The sequence below is a fragment of the Mycobacterium sp. NGS54 genome, assembly GCF_059812465.1.
On record NZ_JCALCS010000004.1, the window covers coordinates 67,158 to 86,514 of the forward strand.

Annotated in this window: 18 protein-coding genes; 5 read left to right on the plus strand and 13 right to left on the minus strand. The window is 67.8% G+C overall.

All coding sequences use genetic code 11. The features are described from left to right. Window positions 1-35: 35 nt before the first annotated feature. From AC5Y5E_RS12720 to pth, 4 genes are all read left to right on the plus strand, one after another. Window positions 36-647, plus strand: coding sequence for an LpqN/LpqT family lipoprotein (locus AC5Y5E_RS12720; protein ID WP_499903904.1), 612 nt, complete (start codon window positions 36-38; stop codon window positions 645-647). 32 nt (window positions 648-679) lie between these two features. Continuing rightward, window positions 680-1,549 (plus strand): oxidoreductase, encoded by an 870-nt coding sequence (locus tag AC5Y5E_RS12725; protein WP_499903364.1) that lies wholly within the window; start codon window positions 680-682, stop codon window positions 1,547-1,549. 215 nt (window positions 1,550-1,764) lie between these two features. Continuing rightward, window positions 1,765-2,427, plus strand: a complete 663-nt coding sequence (locus tag AC5Y5E_RS12730) for a 50S ribosomal protein L25/general stress protein Ctc (protein WP_499903365.1) — start codon at window positions 1,765-1,767, stop codon at window positions 2,425-2,427. Window positions 2,428-2,438: 11 nt separating this feature from the next. Next, window positions 2,439-3,038: an aminoacyl-tRNA hydrolase gene (gene pth, locus AC5Y5E_RS12735; protein ID WP_499903366.1), complete on the plus strand. Its 600-nt coding sequence runs from the start codon at window positions 2,439-2,441 to the stop codon at window positions 3,036-3,038. Window positions 3,039-3,050: 12 nt separating this feature from the next. Here the strand turns inward: pth and AC5Y5E_RS12740 are convergent, their stop codons facing one another. From AC5Y5E_RS12740 to AC5Y5E_RS12780, 9 genes are all read right to left on the minus strand, one after another. Next, window positions 3,051-4,568, minus strand: a complete 1,518-nt coding sequence (locus AC5Y5E_RS12740; protein WP_499903367.1) for an MCE family protein — start codon at window positions 4,566-4,568, stop codon at window positions 3,051-3,053. Beyond that, window positions 4,568-5,767, minus strand: a complete 1,200-nt coding sequence (locus AC5Y5E_RS12745) for an MCE family protein (RefSeq protein WP_499903905.1) — start codon at window positions 5,765-5,767, stop codon at window positions 4,568-4,570. The genes AC5Y5E_RS12740 and AC5Y5E_RS12745 overlap by 1 nt, the downstream gene beginning before the upstream one ends. A 14-nt stretch (window positions 5,768-5,781) precedes the next feature. Next, window positions 5,782-7,185, minus strand: a complete 1,404-nt coding sequence (locus AC5Y5E_RS12750) for an MCE family protein (RefSeq protein ID WP_499903368.1) — start codon at window positions 7,183-7,185, stop codon at window positions 5,782-5,784. Next, window positions 7,185-8,267: an MCE family protein gene (locus AC5Y5E_RS12755; protein ID WP_499903369.1), complete on the minus strand. Its 1,083-nt coding sequence runs from the start codon at window positions 8,265-8,267 to the stop codon at window positions 7,185-7,187. Before AC5Y5E_RS12755 ends, AC5Y5E_RS12750 begins: the two co-directional genes overlap by 1 nt. Next, complete coding sequence (locus AC5Y5E_RS12760) at window positions 8,260-9,294, minus strand: MCE family protein (RefSeq protein ID WP_499903370.1); 1,035 nt, start codon at window positions 9,292-9,294, stop codon at window positions 8,260-8,262. Before AC5Y5E_RS12760 ends, AC5Y5E_RS12755 begins: the two co-directional genes overlap by 8 nt. Further along, window positions 9,291-10,484, minus strand: coding sequence for an MCE family protein (locus AC5Y5E_RS12765; RefSeq protein WP_499903371.1), 1,194 nt, complete (start codon window positions 10,482-10,484; stop codon window positions 9,291-9,293). Before AC5Y5E_RS12765 ends, AC5Y5E_RS12760 begins: the two co-directional genes overlap by 4 nt. 195 nt (window positions 10,485-10,679) lie before the next feature. Next, on the minus strand, window positions 10,680-11,591 hold the full coding sequence (locus tag AC5Y5E_RS12770; RefSeq protein WP_499903372.1) for an SDR family NAD(P)-dependent oxidoreductase: 912 nt from the start codon (window positions 11,589-11,591) through the stop codon (window positions 10,680-10,682). Next, a complete protein-coding gene (gene fdxA / locus AC5Y5E_RS12775; RefSeq protein WP_499903373.1) occupies window positions 11,588-11,917 on the minus strand; it encodes a ferredoxin in 330 nt (109 codons plus the stop codon). Before fdxA ends, AC5Y5E_RS12770 begins: the two co-directional genes overlap by 4 nt. After that, window positions 11,914-13,479, minus strand: a complete 1,566-nt coding sequence (locus AC5Y5E_RS12780; protein WP_499903374.1) for a phytoene desaturase family protein — start codon at window positions 13,477-13,479, stop codon at window positions 11,914-11,916. Before AC5Y5E_RS12780 ends, fdxA begins: the two co-directional genes overlap by 4 nt. Window positions 13,480-13,621: 142 nt before the next feature. Here AC5Y5E_RS12780 and AC5Y5E_RS12785 point away from each other — a divergent pair, with 142 nt between their 5' ends. Continuing rightward, window positions 13,622-14,221, plus strand: coding sequence for a TetR/AcrR family transcriptional regulator (locus AC5Y5E_RS12785; protein ID WP_499903375.1), 600 nt, complete (start codon window positions 13,622-13,624; stop codon window positions 14,219-14,221). 83 nt (window positions 14,222-14,304) lie between these two features. Here AC5Y5E_RS12785 and AC5Y5E_RS12790 read toward each other — a convergent pair whose 3' ends face one another. From AC5Y5E_RS12790 to AC5Y5E_RS12805, 4 genes are all read right to left on the minus strand, one after another. Then, the gene (locus AC5Y5E_RS12790) at window positions 14,305-15,939 is read right to left on the minus strand and encodes a fatty acyl-AMP ligase (protein WP_499903376.1); all 1,635 of its coding nucleotides are present in this window, start codon (window positions 15,937-15,939) and stop codon (window positions 14,305-14,307) included. A 256-nt stretch (window positions 15,940-16,195) separates the two neighbouring features. Continuing rightward, window positions 16,196-17,146, minus strand: coding sequence for a 4-(cytidine 5'-diphospho)-2-C-methyl-D-erythritol kinase (locus AC5Y5E_RS12795; protein WP_499903377.1), 951 nt, complete (start codon window positions 17,144-17,146; stop codon window positions 16,196-16,198). Between the two features lie 28 nt (window positions 17,147-17,174). Then, window positions 17,175-18,125, minus strand: a complete 951-nt coding sequence (gene rsmA, locus AC5Y5E_RS12800; protein WP_499903906.1) for a 16S rRNA (adenine(1518)-N(6)/adenine(1519)-N(6))-dimethyltransferase RsmA — start codon at window positions 18,123-18,125, stop codon at window positions 17,175-17,177. Next, the gene (locus AC5Y5E_RS12805; RefSeq protein ID WP_499903378.1) at window positions 18,089-19,216 is read right to left on the minus strand and encodes a resuscitation-promoting factor; all 1,128 of its coding nucleotides are present in this window, start codon (window positions 19,214-19,216) and stop codon (window positions 18,089-18,091) included. Before AC5Y5E_RS12805 ends, rsmA begins: the two co-directional genes overlap by 37 nt. Window positions 19,217-19,357 lie beyond the last annotated feature (141 nt).

Consider the following 19,357-nt stretch of genomic DNA (forward strand, 5'->3'; position numbering starts at 1 on the left):
TACGTACCGCCGCGGTCGTGCTGGTCGCGCTGAGCATGCCGGTTGCGGCGTGCTCGCCGCCGAAAGCCCCTGACTACCAGTCGATCCTGACGAAGAGTTCGACGAGCAGCGCCACCCCCACGCCGACGGAGAAGCCAGTCCCGTTGTCGCAGTACCTGCAGAACATCGGCGTCACCGGCCAACAGGTGGCGCCGGGAGAGCTGCCCGACCTGAACGTGTCGATCCCGACACCGCCCGGTTGGTCGCTATTCAGCAACCCGAACATCGCCAAGGAGACCGTGATGATCTCGCACGGCGGCAAGTACCCGACCGCGCGGCTGGTGGTCTTCAAATTGCACGGGGACTTCGACCCGGCGCAAGTCGTCAAGCACGGCAACGACGACGCCCAGCTGTTCGAGAATTTCAAGCAGCTGGACGCCTCCTCGGACAACTACAACGGCTTTCCGTCGTCGATGATCCAGGGCAGCTACGACCTCGACGGCCAGCGGCTGCACAGTTGGAACCGGATCGTCATCCCCACCGGGTCGCCGCCGGCGAACCAGCGCTACCTGGTCCAGCTGACCATCACCAGCCTGGCCAACCAGGCGGCCGCCGAGGCAACCGGCATCGAGGCGATCATCCACGGGTTCGTCGTCGCCGCGAAGTAAACCGTGGCGTCCCTTCACTAAGCTCATCCCCCATGACGAACTGGACCGCCGCAGATCTGCCGTCGTTTGCCGGGCGCACCGTGATCATCACCGGCGCCAATAGCGGGCTCGGCGCGGTGACGGCCAGTGAGCTGGCCGGCAAGGGCGCCAAGATCGTCATGGCCGTCCGCAACACGGGCAAGGGCAACGCCGCCGCGGAGCAGATCACCGGCGACGTCGAGGTGCGCCGGCTCGACCTGCAGGACCTGTCGTCGGTGCGCCAGTTCGCCGACGGCGTGGACAAGGCCGACGTGCTGATCAACAACGCCGGCATCATGGCCGCCCCCTACGCGCTGACCGCCGACGGGTTCGAGAGTCAGATCGGCACCAACCACCTCGGTCACTTCGCGCTGACCAACCTGCTGCTGCCCAAGCTCACCGACCGCGTCGTCACGGTGTCGTCGATGGCGCACTGGCCAGTCCGCATCAACTTCGACGACCTGAACTGGAAGAACCGCCGCTACTCCCCCTGGCTGGCCTACAGCCAGTCCAAGCTGGCCAACCTGCTGTTCACCAGCGAGCTGCAGCGACGCCTCGACGCGGCCGGTTCGCCGCTGCGGGCGGTGGCGGCCCACCCCGGCTACTCGCACACCAACCTGCAGGGTGCATCGGGCCGCAAGCTCGGCGACGCACTGATGTCGGCCGCCACCCGGGTGGTGGCCACCGACGCCGACTTCGGCGCCCGGCAAACCCTGTACGCGGCGTCGCAGGACGTGCCGGGCGACACGTTCATCGGCCCGCGGTTCAGCTGGATCGGGCGGACGCAGCCGGTCGGGCGCAGCCGTCGGGCGCGGGACGCGGCCGCGGCCAGCGCGCTGTGGGAGCTGTCCGAGCAGCTCACCGGCACCAAATTCCCGCTCTAAGGCGCCGCGGTCGACACATCTGTCACACCCGCGAGAGGCCAGTGTGGCCTTTGTGGCGTATGTGACCAGATTTCCGCTCCGAGCCGCACATGCGCTAACCTGACCAGGCGTCACGGCGAGGGTGGCTGGCTGACCAGCACCGTTATCGACGGAGACCGACTTCAATGTCGCGACCTTCGCCGTGCTCCCGAACCAGAGCACAGAGGAGCGACAAAATGGCCAAGGCCGCAGTCAACCAACTCAAGGTCGAGGTACGAGCCGAGACCGGCAAGGGCGCGTCCCGCCGGGCCCGCCGCGCGGGCAGGATTCCCGCCGTCCTCTACGGTCACGGCGCCGCCCCCCAGCACCTGGAACTGCCCGGACACGACTACGCGGCGGTGCTGCGGCACTCGGGCACCAACGCGGTGCTGACCCTCGACATCGCGGGCAAGGAACAGCTGGCGCTGACCAAGGCCCTCGACATCCACCCGATCCGCCGCACCATTCAGCACGCCGACCTCGTGGTCGTGCGCCGCGGCGAGAAGGTCCACGTCGAGGTCAACGTCGTCGTCGAGGGCGAGGCCGGACCCGACACGCTGGTCACCCAGGAGACCAACACGATCGAGATCGAGGCCGAGGCCATGTCGATTCCCGAGCAGTTGACCGTGTCGGTCGAGGACGCCCCGCCCGGCACCCAGTTCACCGCGGGCCAGATCGCGCTGCCCAGCGGCGTCACCCTGGTTTCCGACCCCGACATGCTGGTGGTCAACGTGGTGAACGCGCCGACCGCCGCCGACCTCGAGGAAGAGGGCGCCGGCGAGGCGGCCGAGGGCGAGGCGGCTGCCCCCGCGGCCGAAGAGGGCGGCGAGGCCGAGGCCTCCGCCGACGAGTCCGAGTAGGCGGTCCCGACGTGGCCGATCCGTCCCCCGCGAGCGGGCGGTGCCCCCTATTGGTGGTCGGCCTGGGCAACCCCGGAGACAACTACGCGCGCACCCGGCACAACCTCGGGTTCATGGTCGCCGACCTGCTCGCCTCGCGGCTGGGTTCGAAGTTCAAGGCGCACAAGCGTTCCGGCGCCGAAGTTGTCAGCGGCCGGTTGGCCGGGCACTCGGTGCTGGTGGCCAAGCCGCGCTGCTTCATGAACGAATCGGGCCGCCAGGTGGGGCCGCTGGCGAAGTTCTACTCGGTCGCCCCGGCCGACATGATCGTCATCCATGACGACCTCGACCTCGAGTTCGGCCGCATCCGGCTCAAGATCGGCGGCGGCGAGGGCGGCCACAACGGGCTGCGTTCGGTGGTTGCGGCGTTGGGCACCAAGGAGTTTCAGCGGGTACGCGTCGGGATCGGGCGTCCCCCCGGACGCAAGGACCCGGCGGCGTTCGTGCTGGAGAACTTCACCGCGGCCGAGCGCGCCGAGGTGCCCACCATTTGCGAGCAGGCCGCGGACGCCACCGAGGCGCTCATCGAACTCGGGCTGGAGCCCGCGCAGAACCGCGTCCACGCTTGGTGAGCGCTTCGCGCCCTACCTCGTCAGCATGTCCTTCCACGACTTCGGCGCCGCGGTGACGACCAGGTCGGACTGTTGGAAGAGTTGGCCGTCCGGAGCCATGTACTTGCCGGTGCGCGGGTCGTATCGCGCGACCGCCACCGACGGAGTGGCGTCGGGCCCGCCGGTCGTCAAGGAGCTCGGCGCCGCTTGCGGGGGCGTTCCGGACGGCGAAGCGCCCGGCGGCAGCGGCGTCCCGTCCACCGGACCGAAGGTGTGGTCACCGGACGTGGCGCGATCGTCGGGCGGAATGCCCTGCGCCACCAGGTTCGGATCCAGCGGATAGGGACCGAGCACGTGTTGGCGCATCGCCAGCGGTTCGTACGGCTTGTCGCTGTCGCAGATCTGCACGGTCGGCGCACGTTTCCCGGGCTTGCCCATGCACGGGTAGTTGCGGGCTCCGCGGACCGAAATCGGGGAATCCTGAGGGAGTTTGCAGTACAGCCCGTCCGGCGTGTCGATCGTCGTGGTGTCGGCGGGGGAACGCCACGACGAGGGCGGCAGGAACCCCACGGTGCAGGGCGGCGGGTCGGCGACGCTGATCGCGAACTCGCCCATCGCCATCCCCGTCGGGTTGTTCTTCGACAGCCCGGAGGCCTGCAGCGACGCGATCACCGGCGGCAACAACACCAACAGCTGCTCGAGCGACGGGTTGTATGTCACCAGGATCTGACCCACCGTGGTCAGGTTCGCCAGCAGAATCGGCAGGGTCGGCTTGATCTGGTCGAGCAGCCGGGAAACCTCGTTGACGGCCCCCGGGCCGGTTTTTAGCAGCGCGCGCAGCTGTCCATCGTCGGTCGCCAGCGTGTGCGTCACACCGGCCAGGCTGTGCGCCCAGGTCCGGATGGAGTCTGTGGTTTCGGCCTGCGAATCCAGCAGCGGCACAGCGTCATCCACCAGCGTCCGGGTCCGGTCGGCGACGGCGTTGGCGTCTCGACTCACCCGGGCCGACGAGTCGAGCAGGGAACCGAGATCGAAGCCGGCCCCATTGAGCCCTCTGAACGACTCGTCGAGCAGCGCGCTCATCTTGCCTTTGGGGATGCTGTTGATCAGCGCGCTGACCCTGTCCAGCATCGGCCCGACCGCCTGCGGAATTGTGGTGCGCTCCACGGGAATTACCGAGCCGTCCTCGAGGTAGGGCCCCGCATTGTGGCGCGGGCGCAGGTCCACGTACTGCTCCCCGATCGCCGAGATGCTGCGCACCTCCGCTTGCAGATCGGCGGGAATCCTCGGTGAACGGTCGAGGGACAGCGTGGCCCACACCCGGTCGGGCCCCAGATCGACGGCGGTCACCTTGCCCACCTGCACGCCCCGGTAGGTCACGTTGGCGAACCGGTAAATCCCTCCGCCGGAAGGCAATTCCATCCGCACGGTGATGTGGTCGATGCCCAGCAGGGTCGGCGCCTGTACGTAGACCAGGGCCATCGACAGGACGCCGACGATCGAGACGATCGTGAAGATCGTCAGCTGGATCTTGACCAGGCGCGTGAGCATCAGCCGCCCGCCTGGTCTTTCGGCGGGAAGTCGGTGGGCAGCGGAACCGCGCCGGCGGGCGGCGGAGCGGTCGGCGGCGCGGGAGCACTCGGCGGCGCGGCGCTCTGCGGCGGGGCACCGGCGCCGGGCTGGTCGTAGGTGAAATTGAGGTATTCCGGTTCTCCCGGTGCGGGAACAAGTTTCGCGCCGACCTGACCCCAGCGGGTGCCCAGCAGCAACGTCCGCTTGAGCCGGGGAAGCGTGAGGTCGGCGATCAAGAACATGTTCATGTAGTCGCCTCTGACACCCCGGTCGATCAGATTCTGGCCGTACGGGAAGGTCGTCGCCCAGACCAAGGCGCTATCGAGGTCGGGACCGATATCGGCGAGCGCCTTGATCGTCGGTTCCAGGTTCTTCAGGTCGCGCACCAGGTCGTCTCGCGTGTCGTCGACGAGCCGGGTGGCGGTGGCGCTGAAGACCCGCAACTTGTCCAGCGCCGTCGTGAGGCGCGGCCGCTCGCGGATCAGCACGTCGAGGGCGGGCGGAATCTTCTGCAGCGCTTGCGTGATCACGTCGCGCTGCCCGGCGAGCGTGCCGGTCAGGCGGTTCAGGTCTCCGATGAGCCCAATGAGATTGTCGCGCTGGGCATCCAGCGCCCCGACGAAATCGTCGAACCGGGTCAGCAGATCGCGGATCTGGTCCTCGTGCCCGGACATGGCGGCGCTGAAGTTGTGGATGATGTCGCCGATCTGGCCCAGTCCCCCGGCATTGATCACCACTGACAGCGACGAGAGGGTCTGCTCGGTCGACGGATAGGTCGACGACCGGTTCAGCGGGATCGTGGCTCCGGGTTGCAACCGGCCGCTCGGGGCCTGGCCCACCGGGGGACTCAGCTCGAGGTGCATGGATCCCAGCAGGCTGGTCTGCCCGACCCGGGCCACCGCGTTGGCGGGCACCACCACGGCGGGCTTCACCGAGATCGCGACATCGGCGTGCCAGTCGTGGAAGGTCATGTGGTCGACGCTGCCGACGACCACGTCGTTGAGCATCACCGGTGAATTCGACTCTAGCGTGCTGACATTGGCCAACTCGACATGGTAGGTGGCGGCGCCGGCCCCTCGTCCCACCGTGCCCGGCAGCGGAAGCGAGTTCAATCCCTGGAATGCACATCCGGTCGGGGTGAGCACCAGGAAGCCGCCGATGGCGAGCGCCCGGCGCACCGTCGAAGATCGGCTCACGGCTGCACCCCTCCCGCCGGGAGCAGCATGTCCTGCACGTTCGCCGGTTCGCGTGCCGGCACGTCCTGCTGCTCGGTGCCGGTGGCCGTGGTCGGTGGCGGTTCGGGTTGCGCCAGTCCGGGTATGCGCGGCGGTGGCGGCGGTGGCGGCGGCGCCGCCGGGGTGTCACCGGGCAGCCCGCCGTAAGCGGAGACCGCGGGCGGCAGCAACGGCAGCGTGGGTTTCGGTCCCTCGCCACCGGGCGCCAGGCGTGGTTCTGAATAGATGACGTTGTCGGGGTTGGCCGACTTCATCAGGAACATGCTGGTCGGGATCGGCAGGTAGTTGAAGCTCATCGATCGCAGCGCGGGGCCGAGGTATTGGGCGCACAGCTTTCCCGTCTCCGGTGCGGTGGCGTTTTCCAGCGCCCCGATCTGGGAGCAGATGAATTGCAGCGGGTTCGAGAAGTTGTTGATCACGATGGATCCGATGGTGTCGCCGGTGTCGGGGTTGTACGCGTTGTAGAAGTTGGCGAACGCGTTCGGCGCCACGTGTAAGAGGTTCTCGAGGTCGGTGCGGTGGTCGACGAGGTTCTTCGTGACGTCGGCCAACCGCTGGACCTGCTCGGAAAGCTGGTCGCGGCTACCGGAGACGAAGCGTTGCACCTCGCCGACCACGCTGGACAGATCGGTCAGGGCGGCGTCCAGGTCGGACCTGCCGTCGTCGAGCACGCTGGTGAGCGTGGCAAGCCGATTCTCGAACGAGACGACCTGCTCGTTGCTGTCGCGCAGGGCCGTCACGAACACCTGCAGGTTGTTGATGATGTCGACGATGTTGCCGCTACCGTTGGCCAGGATCCTGCCCACCCCGGACAGCTCCGCCAGCGTCTGGCGCAGTTTTTCGCCGTTGCCGCTCAACGCGTTGGCGGCGCTGTCGATGAACCGGGCGACCGACGGCGTCGAGACTTGACTGCTTGGTCCCAAATCTGTTGCGAGGCGCGTCAGTTGGGCTTTCACTTCGTCCCACTCGACCGGTACCGCGGTGCGCCCGACGGGAATCACCGCGCCGTCGCGCATCGTCGGCCCGCCGCCGTGGTACGCGGGCGCCAGCTGGACGTAGCGCGCGGACACCAGGTTCTGGGCGACGATCACCGCCTTGGCGTCGGCGGGGACGCGCACGTCGCGATCGACATGAAGGGTGACCCGGACCAGGTCGCCCTCCGGGCGGATCGACGTGATCTTGCCGACCTTGACCCCGGACACCCGCACCTGGTCGCCGGGGTAGATCGCGGTCGCGGTGGTGAAATAGGCGGTGATCGTCTTCGGACGCCAGAATGCCTGGTAGACAACGAAAGCCGCGCCGCCCACGCCGAGCACGGCCAGCACCACGGCCACGCCCACCGCCAGCTTGTTGCGCGACATCAGTGCGGCACCTCCGGGATCCCGTTGCGCGGGAATGGGAATTCGGCGCGCGGGCCGGCGTTGTCCGGCGGCTGCCCGGGGATGTTTCCCCTGCGAAAGCCGAAGTAGTAGTCCAGGAACGGCTGGATGAACTGTGGCGGCATCACATTCGGGGTGAACGATTGATAGTAGAACCCGCTGGACACCGCCTCACCCTGGGTGACCTCGTACTTAGCCAGGCCCGGAAGGGCTTTGGCGATGTTGTCGCGGTTCTTCTCCAGGATGGCGGTCACCCCGTTGAGCTTCCGCAGCATCGGCGCCAGGGTCTTTTCGTTGTCGTGCACCAGCCCGGACAGCTGCTTGGCCATGGCCGACACGTTGGCCAGCAAGTCGACGATCGCCTGGCGCCGCCGCGCCAGCACGTCCAGCAGGTCGTTGGTGTTGAGGATCAACCGGTTCACCTGCTGGCTGCGTTCGGACAGGATGCCGGTGAGGGTGCCGGTGTCCTTCAGCACCTCGCCGAGCGTCTGGTTGCGCCCGTTCAGCGACTGCGACAGCCGGGTCAGGCCATCGAACATCGGCCCCAATTGCGGTGCGACGCGGTCGATCGTCGCCGACAGGGTGTCGAGCGATTGGTTCAGCGATGCGGTGTCGGTTCCCGCCAGGTCGGTGGTGAGGCGGCTGACCGATTCCGTCAGGGAATACGGCGCCGAGGTGCGCGAGACCGGGATGACGTCGGACGGGCGCAGCGTGCCGGCGCCCGCCGAGTCGAGGGTGAGCACGCGCCGGCCCAGTAGCGAGCCCGTCCGGATGTGCGCGGTGCTGTACGAGCCGAGCCGGATCTTCCCGTCGACCCTGAACGTGACCAACGCATCCCCGTCGCTCAGCGTGATCCCCGACACCGCGCCGACCTTGATGCCGGACGCCGTCACGTCGTCGCCGACCTCGAGCCCGCCCGATTCGGTGAACAACGCCCGGTAGCGGACGTCGGTCGCCATCGACAACAGTTGCTGCGGTTGCAGGCCGACTGCGATGACGAGCATCACGAGCACGATTCCGATGAACCCGGCCCGAATCAGGTGAGCGCCGCGGTATTTACGCATCGGGTTCCGCGCACCTCCCGCCGGTCTGGCGCAGCCATGGGAACACCGCGGTCCGCCCCTGCAGGTCGGTGACCCTGACGGTCATCCCGCAGATGTAGAACTGGATGAAGCTGCCGTACGCGCCGAGGCGGACCAGCTTGCGGTAATTCCCCGGCGCCTTCTGCAGCGCCACGTCGAGCTGGTCTTTGCCCTCGTCGAGCAGTGGCGCCAGGCGGCCGAGCTGCTCCACGGTGCCGGCCAGCGGCGGCCGCGCCTTCCTCAGGAGGTCGGCGATGGACGCCGTTCCGCTGTCCAGCGATTCGATCGCGGCCCCGATCGGGTCCCGGTCCTGGGAAAGGCCGGTGGTCAAGCGCTCGAGCCGGTCTATGGCGCTGGAAAACTTGTCCCCGTCCTTGACGAGCGTCCCAAGAACCGCGTGCATGTTGTCGATCAGTTGCTGAACCGTTCGGTTGTTGTCGGCCATAGCATTCGAGAACGACGAGGTCTTGGAGAAGACGGAGTCCAGGGTGTCGCCCTCGCCCTGAAACACGCGAACCAGTGACGACGTCAGCGCGTTCACGTCTTGCGGGTTGAGGCCCTGGATAACGGGTTTCAGGCCGCCCAGGAGCAGATCGAGGTCGAGCGCGGGAGCCGTGCGATCGATCGGGATCTGCGCCCCGGCCGGCAATCGCCGGGTCGATCCCGGGCCGTCGACCAGTTCGAGATAGCGATCCCCGACCAGGTTGAGGTAGCGAACCGCCGCCTTAGTGCCGGTCGTCAGCGCGACCTCCCGGTCGGCGTCGAACTTCACCAAGACGGTGGTGTCCGTGCGAAGTTCGACGCTGTTCACCGTGCCGACCCGGATGCCGGCCGCGCGCACCGAGTCGCCGGGCTTGAGGCGCGACACGTCGGTGAAGATCGCGGAATAGCCGTTGGTCGCGCTGGTGCGGTACTGGCCGAAGATGAAGAAGAGAAACGCGGTCAGCGTCGTCATCACGACGGCGAAGACCCCGAACTTGAGCACCGTTGTGCCCGTCGAGCCGCTCACCCTGGCTGTCCGACCTGGGCGGAGTTGCGCGGTGGCCCGTCAATCGGTCCGTACAGCAATTGCTTCAGCCCGTCGGAGTTGAGCAGGATGCCCTGGTTTCCGTACTGCGTCGGATTCGCGCCCACGTCGGTGACGAGGAACGGCGGAGCGGTTTCGTAGGGCACCGTCGGCAGGTGCTGATCCGCGCAATGCGGACCGCCCGTGGCCGCGACCTTGGGCAGGTGACCCGGGTAGCGATAGCGTTCGATCCCGAGCGTGAAGCTGACCGAGACCACGACGCCCGGGTCCCCGGGCGGCGGGTTCCTCGAAATTGGCACCAGACCGGCCAGCGCGCAATTCAGCGCATCGTGGTACTCGTTGGCGATGTCGGTGGTCGGCGCCAACAGGTGAGCGACATCGGTCAGCGCGCTGCGGTTGCCGCCCACGACGTCGTTCCCGACGTCCGCCAGGCCGATCGAGCTGATCAGAAAGGCATCGAGGTTGGCCTGCTCGTCGACGATCGTCTGACCGATCCGCGTCGTGTTGTCGACGACCTCGACGAGGTCATGCGCCCCATCCGCGTAGGCGCCGACCGCCTTTCGCGACGCGGCGATGTCGTGGGTCAGATTGGTCAGGCCAGGATCCAGCTTGGCCAAAAACGAATCCAGATCGTTGAGCATCTGGCCGATCTGGTGACCGCGGCCGTTGACCGCCGAGGCGAGCGCCCCCAACGTCTCGTTGAGCTTCTCCGGCTCGATCTTCGACAGCACCGACGTGAGTTCTTCGAATACCGTATTGATCTCGACCGTAACGCTTTTGGCGTCGAGGATCTGGCCGGCGTGCAGCTTCTCCCGCGAGGGGTCGGCGGGTGGAATCAGCTGTACGAACTTGGCGCCGAACACCGTCGTCGAGGCGATGTCGACCAGCACGTTGGCCGGAATCAGGCGCAACTTCGACGGATCGATCGCCAGGTGAAGCGCCGCTTGGCCGTCCGGGCGCTCCTCTATCGAGGAAACCGTTCCGACCGGCACCTCGCGCAATTTCACCTTCGCGTCCGGATTCATCACCAACCCGGCGCGCGGCGCCAGCACCGTGACCGGCACGCTGTCGTCGAAATCCCCGCGGAACGAGAAGGCGGTGAGGGCGACGACGCCTGCGATCGCGGCGAAGGTCACCAGGCCCATCAGCGGACGAACGACGAGCTCCGACATCAGATTGGACTGGTCATTCGACCGGAGACGTTGCGCGCCAACCTCCTTGGCTCAGTCATGGCTCGAGCTCCTTGTCCGCAGCACTCCGGGGCGGCTCCCTGAACACCCCGGGCGTGTGGCCAGAATATGTCAGTGCTGACGTAATTGGAAGACGTCAGTACTGACTAATTTTGTCCGCGCGCGCCTGCCGAGCCGTCAGACCGGTTCTGCCGGTGCAGGTTCGGCGAATCCGCGGCCGAAACGCTCCACCATCTGCCAGTAGGCCGGCACGTTGCCGTCACCCAGGTAGTCGACCAGCAGCCGCACCTCGGGTGGCAGGTGCCCGTCGACGTCGGTGAAGCCGTACTCGCGGGCCAGCCGGGAGGCGAAGAACGAGCGGCCGGTGCGGGCCATCCGGTCGGGATCGGTGAACAGCGCGACGACGGCGCGCCCCGGGAACCGCGGGGACTCGCAGATGTCGAGGTCGAGCCCGAACAGCAGCCGCGAACCCGACGGACCCTCGGTCGCGAAGGCCGCGATGCGCTCGGTCAGCACCAGCCCGGGCCACAGCCCGATCACGGCGACGTCGTGCTCGCGCAGTTCGAGCGCGGTGTCGTGGGTGATCTTCTCGATGGCCGCCTTAGCCGCCCCATAGGGCGTGGAGAGGAGGTAGTCCTCGCAGCCGTGGGAGGAGATGTTCACAATCAACCCTCCGCGTTGCTCGATCATTATCGGCGCGGCGAGCGCCGAGGTCACGAAGTTCGCGCGGGGCCCGACGTCAAGGCTATCGGTGATCGCCTGGAACGGCAGCGTCCAAAACGGCTGCGCCACCATGGATGTGAAGTCCGGCGAGGCGACGTTGACTACCATGTCGAGCCGGCCCGCCTCGCGCCGCAACTCGTCGAACACGGCAACCACCTGGTCGTCGTCGGCGTGGTCGCAGGGCCGCGCCACCGCGGCGCCGCCGAGCTCGCGAATCTGATCGGCGGTGTGCTCGAGACCGGCGGCGTTGCGGGCGGTGAGCCAGACGGTGGCGCCCTGCGCGCCGAGCTCGATCGCGATGCCTTGGCCGATGCCCTGGCTGGCGCCGGTGACAAGGGCCACCGCACCGTCGAGGGTTCGCGTCACTGGCCCTGCCCTCCAGCGGGCTCGAGCTCTTTGACCGCCGGCGGATCATGCTCGCAGACACCGACTTTGGCCGCGCCGCCGGGCGAGCCCAGCCGCTCGAAGAAGTCGGCGTTGAGCTGCGTGTAGGCGCTCCACTCGTCTGGCAGGTCGTCCTCGTAGTAGATGGCCTCGACCGGGCAGACCGGTTCGCAGGCGCCGCAGTCGACACACTCGTCGGGCTGGATGTAGAGCATCCGGGCGCCCTCGTAGATGCAGTCGACCGGGCATTCCTCGATGCAGGCCTTGTCTTTGAGATCGACGCAGGGTTCGGCGATCACGTAGGTCATCGCGAGATGTCCTCGAGCGCCTGGTGCCCGGCGTTGTAGCCGGGGGTGAACGTAATGCCCGGGCCGCCATGGCATCCCGCGCCGCCCAGGTACAGCCCCTCGATCGGAATCGGCATGTCGAGGAAGCCCTTGGGCCCGGGTCGGTTGGGCCCCATCAGGTCCGGATGCAGCATGCCGTGGCAGAAGTCGCCGGCGGGAGCCGCGAACATCGTCTGCATGTGGTACGGGGCAAACGTGATGTGCCGAATCTGGATGTCGCGGAAGTTGGGTGCGAGGCGGGTGATCTTGTCGATGACCTTCTCCGCCATCACGTTCTTGAGCTGGCCGTGGAGTTCGCGGGGGGTTTCGACAGGGAACGCGTAGGCGAACGCGCTCGCCGCGTGCTTCCCCGGGGGCGCCATGCTGGGATCGTGCACCGACGGGATCTGCATGCCCATCGACGGGTTGTCGGGAATGATGCCCCGCTTGCACTCCTCCCATTGGCGTTGCTGTTCTTCGGGTGAGCCGAAGATGCCGATGGACGATTGCATGCCGGGTTCGTTGAGGAAGTCGTACGGCGGGGCGAATTCCGGCAGGCCGTCGAGGGCGAAGTGGATCTGGACGAAGGGCGCGCGGTGGTCGCGGCCGCTGAGGCGGCTGACCAGGTCGGCGGGCAGGTGCTCGGCGCCGACCAGATCCATCATCGTCAGGTCGGGCGACACGTTTGACACGACGATCGGCGCGGTGATCTCGGAGCCGTCCTTCAGTCGCACGCCGGTCACGCGATCGTTCTCGACGAGGATCTTCTCGACCTTGGCGCGGTACCGGATCTCGCCCCCGTGGGAGACGAACAAATCGTGCAGGTGCTGGCCGAGCGCCCCGATCCCGCCCGCGAGCTTGGTCATCATCGCCGCGCCTTCGTTCGGGACGGCGAGCGCGAACGCCAAACATGTTGCGCTGCCCGGGGTGTAGGGCCCGCGGTAAGTGGAGTTGATGGCCAGGAAGGCGAGCATGCCGCGCAGCACTGCGTGCTTGTCCTTGTCGGGCAGGAAGCGGTCGATGGCATCCATCGCCGAGCCGAACAGCACTTCGTGGATGGCTCTGCGTTCGGCTTCGTTTGCGGCGCAGGCGTACATCTCATCGAGCGTCTTGGGCGGCGTACGCACCTCGAAGCGGCCGAGCGCTTTCGCCGGCCCCTGGCTCCAGCCGATCATCTCGGCCATTCCCGTGACGGCTTCCGTGCCGAGCTTCTCGGCGAGGTGGGTCATCAGCTGCATCGGGTCGCGGTAGAAGATCATGGGTTCTTCGCCGTTGTCGCCGAGGTTGACCGACTGGACTTCGGCGTCGACGGTGGGCAGGGTGTCGAGTCCCAGCTCCTTGGTGATCGCCGGTGCGGTGGGAAACTGCACCGAACCCGCTATCTCGTAACGGAATCCGTCGATCAGCTCCACCGTGGCCGCCATTCCGCCGCTGTAGGTGTTGGCCTCCAGGCACAGGGTACGCAGGCCGCCGCGCTGCAGGACCGCCGCCGCGGTCAACCCGTTATGGCCGGCGCCGACCACGATCGCGTCATAATCCGTCATCGCTGATTCTCCTTCTCCGAAAAGCCTTCGAGGCGAGCCGGCCGCACAGCCGTGGCGGGCGGAACCTAATATATGTCAGTACTGACTCAATTGGAAGGTGTCGGCCCTGACAAGATCAACCCGACGTGATGGGATGCCAGGTATGAGCGAGCGGACGAATCTGCACAAGCTGCGCCACAGCCGAACCCATGAGGCGCTGCGGCAGGTCGCCCTGAAGCGGTTCGCCAGCGAGGGTTTCGGGAACGTCACAGTGCAGCAGCTCGCGCAGGAAGCCGGCGTCACGGAGCGCACGTTTTTCCGGCACTTTCCCACCAAGGAAGCCGTGCTGTTCCAGGACTACGACACGCAGGTCGAGTGGCTGGCCGACGCGCTCGCGACGCGCCCGCGCTCGGAGTCGGTGTTCGAGGCGGTGCTGGCCAGCATGGCCAGCTACCCGCACGACATGGAGCTGGTCCGGCAGGCGGCGCTCGCCCGGGCCGAACTGATCACCGGGGAACAGATCGCCGGCCACCTGCGAGTGGTCCAGTCGTCGTTCGCCGAGGTCATCACCGACTTCGTCAGGCACCGCTACCCCGACGTGGAGAACATCGAGCTGGTCGCCAACGTCGCGGGCTCCACGCTGGCCGCGGCCATGGTCATCGGGGTGGAGACGTGGGGGCGCAACGGTTGTGTCGATGACTTGGCGGCGATCTCCGCCACCTGTCTGGACTTGGTCCGGTCGGGGCTTGCGCCACTGACCTGACGTCGAACGTGGGTGCTATGGACGAATTTCGGCGCGTTGGCGTACGTAGCCCCCACCTTCGGCGGCGTAAGGCCGAACGAAACCTAGCTGACCAGGCTGACCGACGTGGAGCGCCGCAGCTTGCCCGACGGCGTCTTCGGGATGGTGCCGGGGCCCAGCACCACGACGTTGCGCGGCCGCACGTCGACCTCGGCCACCACTTCGTGGGCGACCTGGTGCTCGATGCGGCGCACCTCGGCCGGGTCCTGCCAGGCGTTGGACTCGACCGCGACGGCGAACGTCTCGCGCGAGTGACCGGCGTCGAGGCGCACCGCGACGGCGCAGCCGGGCCGGACCCCCTCGACGCGGCCGGCGGCCCGCTCGATGTCGGTCGGGTAGATGTTGCGGCCCGCCATGATGATGACGTCCTTGACGCGGCCGCACACCACGACGTGGCCCTCCTCGGTGAGGTAGCCGAGGTCGCCCGTGTCGTACCAGCCGTGCTCGTCCTGGGCCGGGATGAAGCCACCCATGGTGAGGTAGCCGGGCGTCAGCGACTCGCCGCGCAGCTCGATGACGCCGACGCCGCGCGCGGGCATCGCGTTGCCGTTCTCGTCGATGATGCGGGCCTCGAGGTCCTTCAGCAGCGGGCCCAGCGTGGCCAGCCTGCGGGTGTTGCCCTTGGTGGCCGGGACGGCGCGGCGCAGGGCGGCCAGCAGGTCGGCGTCGACCTCGTCGACCACGAGCCCGGCGTTGCACTCGGAGAACGACACGGCCAGGGTGGTCTCGGCCATGCCGTAGGCCGGCAGGATCGCCGAGGGCCGCAGGCCGAACGGCTTGCCCGCGTCGAGCAGGTCCTCGACGTCGGCCGGTTCGACGGGCTCGGCGCCGGACAGCGCGAAGCGCAGGGTCGACAGGTCGAAGTCCCCGGGCTTGGCGTTGCGGCGCAACCGCTTCGCGAGCAGCGCGTAAGCGAAGTTGGGCGCCGCGGTCATGGTGCCCTTGTACTTGTCGATCAGCTTGGCCCACAGCAGCGTGTCGCGCAGGAAGTCCATCGGCGTGACCTTGACCAGCTCCGCGCCGAAGTACATCGGGATGGTCAGGAAGCCGACCATGCCCATGTCGTGGAAGCAGGGCAGCCAGCTGACCATGACGTCCTTGTCGACGTCGTACTGGGCGCCGATGAACATGGCCTCGGCATTCGAGTGAATGTTGCGGTGCGTGATCTGCACGGCCTTGGGTGATCCCGTCGAGCCGCTCGTCAATTGCATGAGCGCCAGGTCGTCCTCGCCGACCTCGACCGGGTCGATCGGCTCCGATGCCAGCAGGTCGGCGACGGTGAGAACCTTGAGGCCCTTCTCCTCGAGCACCGGGATGGCCACCAGGAAGGGCTCGGACACGATGACGGCCTTGGCCTCGATCATGCCGATGACGGTCATGGTGTCCTCGGCCCACACCGCCAAGTCGGTGCGCGGGGTGGGCTGGTGCAGCATGGTCAGGCTGGCGCCGCGCATCCACAGCCCCTGCGCCGTCGGGGCGATCTCCACCGGGTAACCGGCGAGCACGCCGACCGCGTCGCCCAGGCCGATGCCCGCGGCGGCCAGGCCGCCCGCGATGCAACGCGCGCGCTCGTGGACCTCGCCCCAGGTGTGCCGGACGGGTTCGTGGGGTTCACCGGTGACCATGCCCGTCGTCGCGGTGCGGGCATTGCGGAACATCTTGTCGGTAAACCTGCTCACAAAAACCTCCTCGGTTCCGGCAGTTGCCCCAAGGCCCGGAATCTCATGTTCCGCCTGCTGGGCGCCACTTTGAAGCAGCCACGCGAGCACAGTTGCGCAGCGGTTAGGTCTCGAACAGGTGATGAGCCAACGAGCCCACCGGCAATTCCGGTGGGCCAAGGAATCGAGTGGTCTTGCTTACCGCTGCTCGTCACCGGGAGCTATCTTAAGCTCCTCTTAAGTAACTGCCAAACTGTGACGCGACTTGAGCGCGAATTCACACTTCAGTGGGGGTCGGCACAACGCGGGCGCCGGGCACCGGGCCGGTGGCGACCCGAACGGTGCGACAGACACCCGCTCCGGACAGCTGGGTCCCGACATCTACCGCCGAGGCCGCCGATGTGCACAGGAAAGCGCAGGTCGGGCCGGACCCGGACACGATGCCGGCCAGGGCGCCGGCCTCCACGCCGGCGCGCAGCGCCTTTCGCAGTGCGGGATTCATGCTCACCGCCGCGGCTTGCAACTCGTTGCCCAGCAGCGGCGCCAGCTGCTCGGGGTCGCCCGCGGCCAGCGCCGCCAGCACCGGGCCCGGCTCGGCGAGTCGCGGTGGATCCCCGGCCTTGCGCAGCCGGTCGAGCTCTTTGAAAACCTTCGGGGTGAGCAGCTCACCGTCGGCGAAGGCCAGCACCCAGTGGAAGCTGTTGCGCGACAGCACGGTGGCCAGCTCCTCGCCGCGACCGGTTCCCAGAGCGGTGCCGCCGTGCAACGCGAAGGGCACGTCGCTGCCGAGCTGCGCGGCCAGCATGCGCAGGTCGCGGCGCGGCACGTTGAGTTCCCACAGCGAGTTGATCGCGACCAGCACCGCCGCGGCGTCGGCGCTGCCGCCCGCCATGCCGCCGGCCACCGGAATGGATTTGTCGATCATGATCGAGACGTCCGGCGCCCGGCCGACGTGGTCGGCCATCAGCTCGGCCGCCTGCCAGGCGAGGTTGCGCTCGTCGGTGGGCAGCTTGTCGGCACCCTCCCCGACGAGCTCGAGCGACAGCACGTCGGCGTTGCGAACCGTCACCTCATCGAGCAACGAGACGGCCTGGAACACCGTGGTCAGTTCGTGGTAGCCGTCCTTGCGGCGGTCCCCCACCGCCAGGTAGAGGTTGACCTTTCCGGGCACCCGTACGGTGACCGATCCGGTGGGCACCCACTGCGCGGCGGTGTTGCCGTCAGACATTGTCGACCACCGCAGCAGACTATCGCGGTCAGCTCGCCGAGGCGTGCCCCGAAACGCTCGGCAGCGTGGCGGCGGTGTCTCCCGCGTCGCTCGATCGCCTTAACAGCCGCACGAAGTCATCGACGGACAGCGTCTCGCCGCGGCGGGCCGGATCGATGCTGGCGGCCAGCAGCCGATTCGCCGACTCGTTGCCCGAGCCGGCCCACTCGGCGAACGCGTTGCGGGATGTCTTGCGCCGCTGGGCGAAAGCGATGTCCACGAGTTCGAACACCCGCCGCCGGAAGACGTCGTCGGTCGGCCACGGCGAGGTCGCGTGCCGGTCGATGCGAACCAGCCCCGAATAGACCCGGGGGATCGGCCAGAAGACGGTCGGCGACACCATGCCGCAGCGGCGCACCCGCCCGAAGAATCGGACTTTCACGCTGGGCACGCCGTAGTCCTTGCCGCCCGGCTCGGCGGCGAGACGCTCGGCGACCTCGGCCTGCACCATCACGGTGACGACGCGGATGGACGGGAATTCGGCGAGCAGGTGCAGCAGCGCCGGAACCGCGACGTTGTAGGGCAGGTTGGCGACGACGGCAGTCGGGGGCTCCCCGGGAACCTCGTCGCGGCGCAGGGTCAGCACGTCGCGGTTCAGGACCGACAGACGCTGTATTTCGCTGTGCGAATGTTCCGCGACGGTCTGCGGCAGCCGGCCGGCCAACACCGGGTCGATTTCGACGGCGGTGACGGTGGCGCCGCGGTCAAGCAGCGCCAGCGTGAGCGAACCGAGCCCGGGTCCGACCTCCAGGACGTGGTCGGATCGGCCGACGCCGGAGGTCGCGACCACCCGTCGCACGGTGTTGGCGTCGTGGACGAAGTTCTGCCCCAGAGCCTTCCGTGGCCGAAATTCCAGTTCTTTGGCCAGCCGCCTGATCTCGGTGCGCCCGAGTAGCCGGATGGTCAGCTTGCACCAGCTCTTCCGCTGCACACGGGCCAGGCGCCCCAGCCCTGGCGCTGCCGGGTCACCTCGGCGATGGCGATCTGCTCCTCGCGGGTGGCGAGGTCGGCGCGGGCGGCGAAGCGCAGCCCGCCGTTGCGCTCCCAGGTTCCCTGGTCGAACTGCACACCGCCGTAGTACCCGTTGCCGGTGTTGATCGCCCAGTTGCCGCCGGCCTCGCAGCCCGCGATGGCGTCCCAGACGGACCCGTTGCTGACCGGGGGCACGTCGGTGCCGGGCTTGGTGCCCACACGCACCACGGCCTCACGCGCGGGGGTGATCACCGAGTTGGCGACGGGCAGCCTGCCGGTCTCGACGCCGTTGACCGTGGCCACCGCAAACGTCACGTCCTGCGTGCCCGGGCTGCCCGCGTCCTCGACGACCTGGCGGCTGACGTTCATCTCCGGGTCCTCGATCCGGCGGGCGGGCGGCTGCAGCGGTACCCGCTCGGTGACCCGCTGGATCCGGTTGCGGGTCACCTGGATCTGCATGCCGTCGACGATGGGGGACGCCGCGCCGGGTGCCACCTGATCGCTCTCCAGCAGCGGTTCGCCGGCGGCGTTCAAGAGGCCCGCGACGTTGGCCGCCGCGAGGTGGACGGTGCGCACCGCGCCACCGTCGTTGATCTGGACCGTCTTGGCGCTCACGACGGGCAGCGCCATGCCGGCCAGCGGCACGCGGCTGCCGCGGGAGGCGGCGGCCGGGGCGGTGTCGGTCATCGCGAGTTGGGCCAGCGCCTCGTCCACCGTCGAAGCGGTCGTCCACACCTGCTTGGAGTCGCGGCCGTCCAACGAGATCTGCAGCGGCCGGCTGCGCCGCAACACGATGTTGGCGGCGTCGCGAACCTCGACGTCGGCGGCCGGGTAAAGGTCGTCGCGCTCGTCGACCCGGAAGCCGTTCTCCTGGACGATGTCGATCACCCGCGACTTCATCGTCGACACCCGCATCGCGATTCCGTCAACGGTCAACGTCACCGTCTTGGACGCCGAAACCGCCAACCCGCCGGCGAATGCCAGAACCAGCAGCAGGCCCGCGACGACGAGCCGCAACATCGGTGATGAATTGTGATGAAGTTTTGTCAATACAGTCAACGCGTGTTACCCCGACCTCAGCAACCAGTCACGAAACCACTCAGCAAGAAAATGACTAAAACGACAGCGGGGCCACAAGGCCCCGTGTTCGATCACAAGACGGTAACGAACCGGCCAATGTTGGGCAACTCCAACGGGTCG